The 10384-nt window shown below is 46.5% G+C and carries 7 protein-coding genes and 1 pseudogene; 6 read left to right on the forward strand and 2 right to left on the reverse strand.

What is annotated here, in order from left to right; translation table 11 throughout:
• Positions 1 to 243: 243 nt before the first annotated feature.
• Positions 244 to 408 carry a hypothetical protein gene (locus tag AM228_RS33805; protein ID WP_156332122.1) on the reverse strand — a complete coding sequence of 55 codons (165 nt, stop codon included), beginning with the start codon at positions 406 to 408 and terminating at the stop codon, positions 244 to 246.
• Positions 409 to 843: 435 nt separating this feature from the next.
• Complete coding sequence (locus tag AM228_RS27805) at positions 844 to 1683, reverse strand: CHAT domain-containing protein (RefSeq protein WP_054470200.1); 840 nt, start codon at positions 1681 to 1683, stop codon at positions 844 to 846.
• 1053 nt (positions 1684 to 2736) lie between these two features.
• Here AM228_RS27805 and AM228_RS33810 point away from each other — a divergent pair.
• From AM228_RS33810 to AM228_RS27830, 6 genes and pseudogenes are all read left to right on the forward strand, one after another.
• Complete coding sequence (locus AM228_RS33810) at positions 2737 to 2874, forward strand: hypothetical protein (protein ID WP_156332123.1); 138 nt, start codon at positions 2737 to 2739, stop codon at positions 2872 to 2874.
• Positions 2875 to 2953: 79 nt separating this feature from the next.
• Positions 2954 to 3295 (forward strand): annotated as a pseudogene (locus AM228_RS35800) (transposase).
• Between the two features lie 368 nt (positions 3296 to 3663).
• Positions 3664 to 4305, forward strand: a complete 642-nt coding sequence (locus AM228_RS27820; RefSeq protein ID WP_054470210.1) for a hypothetical protein — start codon at positions 3664 to 3666, stop codon at positions 4303 to 4305.
• A 15-nt stretch (positions 4306 to 4320) separates the two neighbouring features.
• Positions 4321 to 5088, forward strand: a complete 768-nt coding sequence (locus AM228_RS27825; RefSeq protein WP_054470211.1) for a DUF1822 family protein — start codon at positions 4321 to 4323, stop codon at positions 5086 to 5088.
• A 120-nt stretch (positions 5089 to 5208) separates the two neighbouring features.
• Positions 5209 to 5445, forward strand: coding sequence for an HNH endonuclease (locus AM228_RS37085; protein ID WP_369817809.1), 237 nt, complete (start codon positions 5209 to 5211; stop codon positions 5443 to 5445).
• Positions 5382 to 10223: a CHAT domain-containing tetratricopeptide repeat protein gene (locus AM228_RS27830; protein ID WP_054470212.1), complete on the forward strand. Its 4842-nt coding sequence runs from the start codon at positions 5382 to 5384 to the stop codon at positions 10221 to 10223. Before AM228_RS37085 ends, AM228_RS27830 begins: the two co-directional genes overlap by 64 nt.
• Positions 10224 to 10384: the final 161 nt, after the last annotated feature.

Here is a 10384-nt window from a genome sequence, read left to right on the forward strand (position 1 = left end):
CTTCACTTAGCTTGCGTCTAGTGTCCTAACTGGACTGGCGACTGCTATAATTTCTCCTGTCGAGCATTCCCATGAATTAACCATTATCCTGAGATTGTTTAACAATTTCCTGCAACACTTTCGACAATTCCGTAAAGGGATTATCCAGGAGATTATCTACGCCTTTTCCCTAAGTTTTTTTCGGCTTATTTTTTTTATTATAAACATAGACTAAATATCGAATAATGGGATTTTTTTGCACCACTATTGAATCTCTTTCGCAACCAATTCGGCATTACTTGGATCGGGTAATGAGGTAATTTTTTGGCTAAGACGGTCTAAATCTGTCTCTACGTCCGAAACTAGAAACAAATTGGGTTTATTTTCCCAAACTTGCAAAAAATTGGCGATGATTTCCTCTGATTTCATATTTTCCTTGGATGACAATTAGATGACAAATTTATCAATACTGTTATGGCATACAGAGGTTTTTAAATTAATAAACCACATTAACCGCCAATTAACCGCCAGGGAATTAATCGCCTGTCAATTAACCGCCGGGGAATTAATTCCCTGGCTAACAGCGCAAGTCGGTTAAAACCGACTAAAATTCTGTAGGGGTCAACAGCCGTTGACCCCTACCAAGCATGATTAGTCGGTTTTAACCGACTGTAGGGGTCAACTGCCGTTGACCCCTACAGTCGGGGATTTTAATCCCCGACGGGTGTGGTTTACAAGGAAGGGCAGAAAACCGCTGTAAACATATCATAATCATCATGGCTACCAATATCGATCGCAATCCATTGTCGTTGCTTTATTCTTCTATTTGTAATGATGCTAAAGCATATTTTACTGTAGCATAATTTACTGGCCAACGGCGCAAAATCCTGCCCAATAATAAGGAGATCGCCACGGAGTTTCTGTAAGTTCATGCCATCCGGTTAAATGATTACTCATTTCCTGCCGTTGTTGCTGATTAATCAACGCACAGCCATTAACCCAATTTAACAAATCCGCCACGGTTTTTGACCGCATCCACTCCTGGGTTTGCTTCAAAGCCAAAGCGACCGGGGGCTGGTTTTCTCCCAGAAGAGTTTCATAAAAGCGAATCATAAAAACCGCTGTGGATAGGTCATTCACTGCCCATAAAGTCCCCAACACATTGCGGGCACCGGCAAAGAAAAACCCCGCTAGGATACTGATATATTCATCGGTCTTAGTGCTAATATCCGTGATGCCGGTTTCGCAGGCAGACAGGGCAACCAGACGACATTGCGGCAACCGCAGATTAAAAATTTCCGGCAAAGTCAAGCATTCATCGGGGTTAAACTCACCGCGACGCGATCGAATTCGGGGCTTTTCTGGTTCCGTAACAGCGGTTTCCGGCAGTTTAGCATCTGCGAGAATCAGTCCCGAAATCCGGGGATTGGCAAACTTAAAATAGCCGTGACAAGAGAAATGGGCAAAACCCGTCTGTTTTAATTCTGCAACTGCTTGGTTGAATGCGGTTTTATTCGCCGCTTCTTGTTTTAATACCGTAGGTTGATTAAAGAAATTTTGAATTGCCTCTACTTCTATATCGGTATAATTTAAATCTTTTGTCGGGTTTTGAATCGCAAACAGAGATGCTGTTTCGACTGCCGAGGAGCGGGGGTGCGGGGGTGCGGGGGTGCGGGGGAGCAGGGGAGATATTTTTCTCCTCATCTCCTCTGCCCCTCATCCCCTTATCCCCTCTGCCGACGGCGGGCTCCTCTGCTCCTCTGCCCCTCATCCCTTCATCTCCTCTGCTCCTCATCCCCTCCTCATCCCCTCCTCATCCCCTCTGCCCCTCTGCCCCTCATCTCCTCTGCCCCGTTGCCAGGGGTCTCGAATAAAGATATCTGCAAAATCTGACGGCTGGGGGCATAGCGAATCCCTTGGGGGAAGCAGTCGCTGAGATATACGCTTTCTTCTCCCGGCTTTTTCCGAGAGGCTGGGGGAGAAACCGGCAAAGCGTGGAGGGGGAATAAATGCAGAAACCGATAGGATAATTCCTAGTATATGCAGACGGGAGACGGCTGCAAATTCAACCCAACAAAGTAACCCTTTATATGCTAAGTGCCACCTTTATGGGTAGGTTTGAGATAAAAAGAGGGTGAAAGGTAAGTTGTGCCAAAACGGATGACGCGAGTCGCCGGAGTAGGAGCCTGGTACAGCGTGTGCAGCCAGGAGCGGAGTGCCGTGAAAATGGCACGCTCCGTTCTGAATGGGAGGTAGGGAAAGTGATTTCCCTATCGACCCGTACCATTCATACAAGTTCTTTGGGCGCTACGTCCAAGTGCCCAAATAAACCTTGGAAGTTTAGCAATATAGCAGTTCGCGATGGTTTTGTGACATACAAACCTTCAGAATATCAAGTGTATAATCAATCACATCCAGTAACATAAAGAAACAGAATCAAGCAAAAAAATGGCAAAAGCTTATAGTCAGTCAATATTTACGAATTAGAGCCTTAAATTTATTAGAATAAGGCTATTCAGTCAGTCAAGTCAGTCGAATGTTATCGATTAGCCGTTGGACTATCGATGGAAAAAACAGTGGGAATTAAATGGGTAAACGCAACCGATTCAGTCAGTGCCACCGCCCCACCCATCAAAAATTACAGCCTGGGACAAATTTAAAAATTTTATTGATAACAATGAAGATAAAAGCCAAAAGGAATTAGATCAGATGTGGGGAGGACTCAGTCACAATACAATTAGTAGGAAACTAAAAAAATTGGGATATACTCGAAAAAAAACTTATGGTTATCAAGAAAGAGATGAATTAGAGAGAAAGGCATTTTTGGAAAAAATCGCCTCATCTGAACCAGAACAATTGATTTACATGGATGAAAGCGGGATTAATGCGGAATGAAATTTATAAATATGGCTGGAATTAAAAAGGATCAAGATATTATAGCAAAAAGCCTGGTAAGTGATCGAAACGTATCAGCATAATTGGGGCTTTATGTCAAAAAGAGTTTTTTGCACCAATGGTGTATCAAGGATATTGTACATCTCAGGTAATTGAGAGTTGGCTAGAAAAAGTCTTATTACCTAATCTCAAAAAAGGTCAAGTCATAATTATGGGTAATGCCCGGTTTCATCAATGAAATAAAGTCAGAGAATTAATTGAGAAGGCGGGTTGTGAATTACTATTTTTACCAAAATATTCTCCTGAATTAAATCCCATTGAGCATTGGTGGCAAAAAATCAAAAACGCGATCAAAAAAGAGCTTCCCCATTATGATTTTAATCTCCATAAGGCGAGAGATGCAGTATTTGACTATTTGTAGCAACGCCTGCGCGAACTGCTATAATTAGACAAGAGTGCAAAATTCCAAAAAGCCCCTTTTTAAGGGGAGTTGGGGGGATCGAGATCAGTATGGGCACTCTTGTCTATTATCTATGTTATAACCCCTGGAATTCAGATCCCCCATCAGTTTTACCTGAAAAAGCCGGTGTCCCCCATTTCGCCGGGTGGATTGGCCAATTTTTTTCTGGTGTTTTGTGTAAAATTTCCAGATTGCCCTGACAGATAGATGTGGGCGGTGAAGGCAAAAGATGGAAAACGGGAGGCTTTGTCCCAGCAAGGGTTTTGCGGCTTGATCCTGTGGAATAATTGTCCGGAAATGGACAATCTCGCCCCAGGGTAAATCACTTTATGCATGGACTCGATGAGCAATTACGCTTGCTGGTGGAGGAAACCTGCAAGCATCCGCCTAAAAGCCGCCAACGCAGGCGAGGTTTAAACAAAATAATTCGGTTAATTAAGAATTCCGGCAAGCTGTGGCGGGAAAATATTCCTGATTATGAGGATGCGGAGCAACAAACCTGGCTGTATTTCTCCAAAAATATTTGTGAAGCGGATACGGGGCAGAAGTATAACCCCGATCGCAGCAGTGTCACAACTTGGCTGAATGGATATCTGAAGCGACGGCTGCAAGATTGCCGCATCGAAGCCGCTGAAGAAAAAGCGACGAGGGCTTTTGGTGAGATTTCGGGGTCAGATGAAACTATAGACCCCGTGGATACTCTTGCAGCGCCTGCCGATATTCCGCCAATAGAAGAAGAGGTGAGAACTTGGGCGGAAACAGACGCCGATGGGGAGTTGCGCCAGACTCACATTAAAAATCATCCAGAAATAACGGCGCAACTGTTAATTCTGCGACGCTTACCCCCAGACACCAAGTGGGAAGACCTATCAGCAGAATTTGGCTTGGGGGTTTCAACTCTGAGTGAGTTTTATCGCCGCCAGTGCCAACCTCGTTTGCGTAAGTTTGGCGAATCTCAGGGATATCTATAAAAGGAGGGATAAATTATGGTTTACGCCACGCAAGATATAGAAGAACAATCTCAGCGAATGCCGGTGACTCAGGCAGCGCGACGGACAGCAGAGCAGTTTGCTTTACAGCATCCGAGTCCAGAAAAGGCGGAGCGAGTCCGGTTGAATACCCTGGCGGTGTGGGTGGTCAATGATTACTTACAGTTAATGGATATTCCCACAGAATTGCGTGCCGGTGATAGTTGGAATCCGGTGATGCGTCTCAGTGACGATGTAGCCGATCTAGTGGTGACTGGTTTGGGGCGTTTAGAATGCCGTTTTATTTTACCGGGAGAACAAAGTTGCACCATTCCCCCAGAGGTTTGGTTCGATCGCATTGGTTATATGGTGGTGCGAATAGAGGAATCATTTCGGGAGGCAACGTTGTTGGGATTTATGCCTCCTTCTGAGGAGCCATTGGAACAGGTGGAAGTGGCCCAGTTGCGATCGCTCGATGAGTTTTTAGATTATATCGGTCGTTTAGAGGATGGGGTCGCCTTTCTCGAAGAGGACGATCCGGTGGCAGTGCAGGTGCGCTGCTTGTTGGAAATGCGATCGCGCTCCGAGATAGTGGCGCAATTAGAGCGCATCTACCGAACTTGTGAACAATACGAGTGGCGGTCTGCCGGTGGAGAGGTATTAGCCGGAAGTGATGCCGGTGGCGGGTTTGATCGCGAAGAAATCGACGATGGCGATGGCGAATTAGAGGACTTGGCAGAGAGTCTGTTAGAAAAATTGGCAGAAATTTGGGGAGAATCTGTGTAATTTTTTTTCAAACCCCTGACGTATATGTAACAACCCCTTGCAAAGACCGGAGATGTTACATATATGGCCAAAAAAATGCGATGGCAGGAACGGTGCCATAAAAGGCAGCAATTACTGGAAATGTATGGTCCCTACTGTTGCTACTGTGGTAAGTACCTGACAAAAAGAGACAGAACGATCGAGCATCTAATTGCCAGACGCGATGGCGGATCGAATCGTCTTGAGAACCTGCGCCTCGCTTGTTACTACTGCAATCATTCCCGACACAATAATATTAAGCAACCATTCCAACTATGGCAAAAGGATTTGGCCGAAAAGAACCTCAAGCGGTTACAAAACGCCAAAAAGCTTATATGAAGCTGATTGGCGACCTGCTCACCTGTCGCCGTGGCCAGGAACCAAAGATTTTGATGGCTCACCAACATCTGATTGATGATGGGTTGTTGGCACATATGACAATAGCAGCGATGGCCTTGGGAAAGCGGGGCGATCGCGAATCCGCTAAATTGTTAATGAATATTGCTACTGTTTTGGCGGAAGCGATCGGATTGGGCAGAAATGCTGACGGTGGTACAAAGCCAACCAGGAAGGTGTCACCAACAAGCAACTCCAAAGAATTTCAGGAGTTTTTGCTTCAGATGATGCAGGCAATGATGATCGGCAATCGCAACCCAAACGCCACTCATCCAATCTTGGCAGCATATTTGGCGCAAGATCGTAACTTTATTCAGCGCTTTCTGGATTGGGCAATAGCAGAGTTTTCTGACACCAAGCCAGAGAACTCATTAATTTTAGCAGAGGTTATGAGGATTTTGGGAAGCGCGATCGCGGAATTTCCCTTGGGCGATCGCGCTGAGAATATAGAAACGGCGATCACCTGCTATCAAGTTGCTTTGAAAGTCATCAATCGCGATCGCGATGGCCTTGCTCAACAACTATGGGTTGACGTTCAAAACGTGCTAGGCATGGTCTACTCTATGCGAATTCGAGGCGATCAAGCGGAAAATTTAGAAGCGGGAATCGCTGCATTTGAAGCAGCATTACAGGGATTAGACCGTGAGCCTTCCCCTGAACTTTGGGGTCAAATTCAAAACAATCTGGGTAATGCTTACCGTGACAGGATTTGGGGCGACAAGTCGGAAAATATAGAACGAGCGATCGCGGCACGCAAAGCTGCTTTGCAGGTTCGTACCCGCCAAGCGTTACCAGAAAAATGGGCAATGGTACAAATGAATCTAGCAGTTGACTATCGCCAGCGCATTGAGGGTGACAAAGCCGAAAATTTAGAATTGGCACTGGCGGCTAACCAAGCTGCATTACAAGTGTACACCCGCCAGGAATTTCCCCATGATTGGGCTGACGTTCACATCAATCTCGGTAATGTTTACCATGACCGGATTCGGGGTGACAAGTCAGAGAATCTAGATTTGGCCATCTCTGCCTTTCAAGCTGCCTTGCAAGTTTACACCCGCAATCATTATCCCGAAAAGTGGGCAATGGCACAAATGAATCTGGGGAATCTTTATCGGGTGCGAGGACAGATAGCGGAGGCAGTAGCTTGTTATCGCTCCGCTCTAGAAATATTCACCCCTACAGCATATCCAGAACAATGCTTAACAGTTGGAATCAACATCGGCTATATGGCCTTCGACGCTGGACTGTGGTCGGAAGCTATTGAAGGCTATGGCGTCGCAATTAAAGCAGTTGAACAACAACTGCTCATGGCGGCTTCTGAAGCCCGCCGTCAGGAAATCAAAACAGAATGCCAGCATATCTACGCCAAAATCGTGCAAGCCTGCGTCAACAACGGGCAGCCGGAGAAAGCCAAGGAATATGCTCAACTTTCTGGCTCGGTTCGCCTCCTCCAACAGCTTGAAACCAATAACTTTGACGATAATGATGAAGTGATAGATTTCATCGTCCAGTTATTGTGGCACATCGGTGAAACTGAACATGAAACAGAAGTATATCCGTTGCTAGAAGCAAACTTGGACAAGCTGGATGATAATTTTATTCGCTGCTTGCAGTTGCTCGGAAAGTATATTCAGTCTCAAGTAAAGCCAGAAAAAATAGCTGAGTTCCATCAGCTATTTAAACCGAATGTTCCATCAACATTAGAGCCAGAGGTGAGGCCGACGGAACTTATGATGATGGCAGGAATTATGCCCGTTTTCAACGATATGATGTTGGCCTTTCCCTTGGGAAACAGGGCGACTAACATAGAAATTGCCATTGCTGGCTATGAGGCGATTATCCCTGTGTTTACCGCAGTCCCAGAAGAATGGGCAATCTTTCAAAATTACTTGGCCATTGCCTACAAGCGGCGAATTTACGGCGATCGCCGCTCAAACATCGAGAAAGCGATCGCCTGTTATCGCAACGCTTTGCAAGTTTTTACCCCTAAATCGTCTCCCGCCATTTGGGGTGACTTCCAAAATAATTTAGCAATTGCCTACTCTGAAAGGTTGGAAGGCGATCGCGCACAAAATATCGAACAGGCGATCGCTCTGGCTAATGAGATATTGGTGGTCTGTACCCGCGACGCATTTCCCGAACAATGGGCAGATTCCCAAACCAATCTGGGTAAATTCTATCGAGACCGGGTTAGCGGCGACCCTGCGGAGAATTTAGAGATATCCATCCGCTGCTACCAAGATGCTCTGCAAATCTTTACCCGTGAAGCGTTTCCCCAGAATTGGGGAAGGATTCAAGAAGGCTTGGGACTTTCTTATTCCAATCGGATTAAAGGCGATCGAGCAGAGAATGCAGAATTGGCGATCGACTACTTCCAAGCCGCGTTGCAAGTCCTTGACCGCGAAGCCTTCCCGATCGATTGGGTCAGGTTGCAATGCAATCTTGGTAATGGCTACCGTCGCCGCATCTTGGGCGATCTATCCGAAAATCTAGAGTTAGAGATTCAATGTTATGAGGCTGCACGGGAAGTTGCCACTCTCGAAACCATGCCCGAACAGTGGGCTTTAGTCCAAATTAACTTGGGTTTGGCTTACAGCGATCGCCGCAAAGGAAACCAGGAATCAAATTTAAACGCAGCCATTCGCTGCTATAAAGCTGCCTTGCAAGTGTGGGTGAGGCGGGCGTATCCCCAACAATGGGCGACCCTGCACAATAATCTGGGACTTCTCTACGGCAGACTGGGGATGCCCGAACAAGAAATTAAATACTTACAAGCATCCTTAGAAGTTTGTACTCGCGAAGCATATCCCCAAGATTGGGCAAACACCCAATACAATCTCGGTCTTGCCTACCATCGGCTTGAGCAGATTTCGCCCGCTATTGACTGTTTCCGATTGTCTCTAGAAATTTTCACCCCCAGCGCTTCTCCTATAGATTGTCTGACCTCGGCAAGAGAATTGGGCAATTTGACTTTCGATTTAGAACGTTGGTCAGAAGCCATTGAAGGATACACCCAAGCCATTGAAGCTGTAGAAACCAGCCGCACTTGGGCAACTTCCGAATCCCGTCGGCAACAGATTCTCCGAGATGCCATTGATATTTATCCCAAAATGGTACAAGCCTGCATTAACACCGGCCAACTGGATAAAGCCATTGAAACCGTCGAGCGTTCCCGTTCCAAACGCCTCGTAGACCTCATGGCCAGTAATGACCTCTACTCTGGCGGCGAAATTCCCCCACAAGTCGAGGAATATTTGCAACAGTATGAGAACCTGCAACAGCAAATCGATCGACAGCGCTCTCAAAACAACTCCCAGGGAGACAGCAGTCGCCGCAGTCGTGCAGCTTGGCAAGCCTACAACGAGGCGATCGCTGCTTTAGAATCGCAAAAACAGTTTGTTTGGGAACAACTCCGTCGCCTAGACCCCGTACTTGCCGGTCAGATTCAGGTAGAAGCCCCTAAACTGTCTAGCATCCAGCAACTCCTAAATCAACCCACCACTGCTATCCTCAGTTTCTACCCCGCTGACAGCGACACCCATATCTTCGTCATTCAGCAAAACCAGATTAGTTTGCACACCTGCACTGGTCAAGGATTTGCCACATTGCAAAACTGGATTTTCGCGAACTGGTTACAGCCATATATAAATGACAAAGACCAATGGAAAAACCAAATCAACAGCGTTCTCACAGAACTCGCCCAAAGACTGCAACTGGATGAACTCATTGCCCAGCACTTAACGGACATTGACGAACTGATTATTGTGCCTCACCTTGAACTCCACCAAATTCCCTTTGCTGCTTTGCCAGTGGCAGAGAATCAATTTCTGGGAGACAAATTTCTCATCCGTTACATCCCCAGTTGCCAAGTATTGGAATTTTGCCAAAAGCGTCCGCCAGTGGGAGAAAATCTAATCTATGGCACCGTCGAAGATGCCACCGGCGATCTTCCCTGCGCCAGTTTTGAAGGCGAACAAATCGCCCAACTGCACAATATATCTGACGAACGACGACTAAAAGGCAGCACTCAAGCCACCGTTTCCAATTATCGGCAGCTAATCAAACAAGTGCAAGGGATGCTCTCCAGTCACCACGCCCACTCCCGTCTCGATCGTCCCCTAGAATCCCAGCTAAAATTAGGCGATGGTAGTATTACCTTGGGTCAACTAATGACTCCAGGCTGGCGTTTATCTCACTTATCAGATATTTTCCTTTCCTGTTGTGAGACGGGTTTAGGAGTGACGGAAATAACCGATGATGTCCTGACCCTTTCCACCGGCTTTTTGTGTGCCGGGGCTCGCAGCGCCGTCAGCACTCTTTGGTCTGTGGATGACTTGGCTACAGCAGTGTTTTCTATATTCTACCACCGTTACCGCCAACAGGGATTTCACCGTCCTGAAGCGCTAAGGCGATCGCAAGTGGAACTTCGCACCCTCACTGGAGACACCCTAGCCGCTACCTATCAGCCAAAAATAACTCACTTTTTAGAGAAATCACTTAAGTATGCTTATGCAACTCGTAAGGAAGCGAAAACAGAGCGCGATCGGCACCCGCAAGACTCCTCCGACTTCCAGCAATGGGATCTAGAATTCAAGAGTCGTACCAAAATGTGCGATCGTATTGGCAACACCATAAAACATCTAAAATTCCTGTGCTGCGAGTCTCTACCCTTTTCACACCCATTCTACTGGGCAGCTTTCATTTGCTCTGGTTTGCAATAAATGCCAGCTTTTTTTGAACAGGACTTACCCACCCATCTACAAATAGTGTAGATGGGTAAATTCCGCCGATAAAAAATCGCACAAAAAACCGCCGCCTCAGTCTGATGAATCAGACTAAGGCGGCGGTTTGCAAAATTAAACCTGGCACTGAGCTATTTTCC

It is taken from the genome of Planktothricoides sp. SR001 (genome assembly GCF_001276715.1).
Lineage (GTDB): Bacteria > Cyanobacteriota > Cyanobacteriia > Cyanobacteriales > Laspinemataceae > Planktothricoides > Planktothricoides raciborskii.